Origin of the sequence: Caballeronia sp. (genome assembly GCF_049581465.1) — a bacterium.
In the GTDB taxonomy this organism is placed as follows: domain Bacteria; phylum Pseudomonadota; class Gammaproteobacteria; order Burkholderiales; family Burkholderiaceae; genus Caballeronia.
In genome coordinates, this window is record NZ_JBAUSA010001243.1 from 1 (window position 1) to 1,599 (window position 1,599).

At 56.9% G+C, this 1,599-nt stretch carries 3 protein-coding genes; all 3 read right to left on the reverse strand.

The window, feature by feature from the left end; all coding sequences use genetic code 11:
- Positions 1 to 176: 176 nt before the first annotated feature.
- The 3 genes from WCA53_RS30295 to WCA53_RS30305 all read right to left on the reverse strand — a co-directional run bounded on the left by WCA53_RS30295 (position 177) and on the right by WCA53_RS30305 (position 1,346).
- On the reverse strand, positions 177 to 629 hold the full coding sequence (locus tag WCA53_RS30295) for a GNAT family N-acetyltransferase (protein WP_423920087.1): 453 nt from the start codon (positions 627 to 629) through the stop codon (positions 177 to 179).
- 109 nt (positions 630 to 738) lie between these two features.
- Positions 739 to 1,134 (reverse strand): type II toxin-antitoxin system VapC family toxin, encoded by a 396-nt coding sequence (locus WCA53_RS30300; RefSeq protein ID WP_423920090.1) that lies wholly within the window; start codon positions 1,132 to 1,134, stop codon positions 739 to 741.
- Complete coding sequence (locus tag WCA53_RS30305; RefSeq protein WP_423920093.1) at positions 1,134 to 1,346, reverse strand: AbrB/MazE/SpoVT family DNA-binding domain-containing protein; 213 nt, start codon at positions 1,344 to 1,346, stop codon at positions 1,134 to 1,136. The genes WCA53_RS30300 and WCA53_RS30305 overlap by 1 nt, the downstream gene beginning before the upstream one ends.
- Positions 1,347 to 1,599 lie beyond the last annotated feature (253 nt).

Below are 1,599 nucleotides of genomic sequence, written 5' to 3' on the forward strand. Positions count from 1 at the left end.
GCGCGTTTGTAGGCTAGGCCAACACGACGGCGAAGCTGTCGCAATAACTAACGAGATTTGACGTGAGGGCGTGCAGATTCGTCTCCTGCAACGGCGTAGGAGTAGTGATATTCGTCGCTGATTGCCCCTTTGAATTCGTCGGCGTGCGGCACTAATCGAGTTCGCACGAAGCCTAGCTATTCAATCAGAGCGATTGAAGGGGCGTTCCGAGTGTCGATCTCCGCGTCCACACGAGCGAGCCGGAAGCTTGCCACGACTTCTGACATCGATGCGCGGATTGCTTCGGTCGCAATACCCAGTTCTCGATGCGCCGCGAACACGAAGTAAGCGACAAGCGCACGGCGCTCGAAGGGCTTGACCGTGAATTGCACGTAGCCGAGCAGTTGCTGCGTGGTCGCCGACGCTATCACCCAGTTAAGCCACGCCTCTCGACCATCAGGCGATAGACGGCGTTCTAAACGCCGATAGCGCTCGGCGAGCGCTGCCACGTCTTTGTAGGGCAGATCAGGCGTGAAATCGTAGCTGCGCAAGTCGCTTAAGCCCTGAAACATCTGCTCGGCGTGCGACGCATTCAGCGGATACAGGACCAAGCGCTCCGTATGGATAGTTTTCTCGTCAAGTTGTTCCATGAACCTTGATCTTTTATATAGGGTTTGCGCGCGATAGCGGTCATCTTGAATGCCGCGCGGCCTATGTTCCATCGAAGCATGCGCAAGGCAACCAGGAATTACTTCTCACTCAGACGTTGCTCATCTTTGGGAAAAACACCACGTTTGGCAAACCCTCGAAATGCCGATCACATGTCAATAGATCCGCGCCGTGATGCCGGGCCGTTGCGTAGACGATCGCGTCGGCCGTCGCCAGCTTGTGTTCCCGATGCAGGTCAGCGGCCAGCAACGCGATCGTCGTGTCCAGCGGGACGACCCGACATTTTTGTGTGTAGGCAATGACTTCGTCGGCTTTCTCCTCCCCGACTTCCCGCACTAACCATTTTGACAGTTCGAGCTGCACGATCGTTGGGACGACGCAGTAGAGCTTGCCCGGCAGCGCGTCACTGAGCCTTTTGCCAAGCGCGCTACCCGTCAGCCATTCGATCCAGGCCGACGTGTCCACTACTCGAAACGGAGCCGTCATCAGTACCGGTCCTCCCGGTCACGGTAATTACTAGTGTCGGCGCCCTTGGCCATTCCAGCCAATTGTCTCAACTCGGGCACGGGCATCAGCAGCACGCCCTTGCCTTTGGGAATAAAAACAAATTCCTGGCCCGCTTCCCAATGCTGTTCTTCGCGGACCTCCTTGGGAATGGAAATTTGAAACTTGCTGGATAACGTGGCGAGCGCCGGCATTTTTACTCCAAGTAGATCGATGTTCTACAGGTAAGAATACACGTTAGCGTGTGCATTATCAATCATGGTGGGCAACCGACTTGGCGTCCCCAATGCAGCGCAAGCCGTCAGTCAGGAAAATCCGCGCCGAGCGTCGTCGCCTCCCACGTATCGAGATCACGTTCGAGCCTGGCAAGTTTCGCGCGGACCGATTCCAGCCCCGGCTTGCCCAACACAAGATTCGAAGGCGGCGTGGCTGCCTCGACGGCGGCGA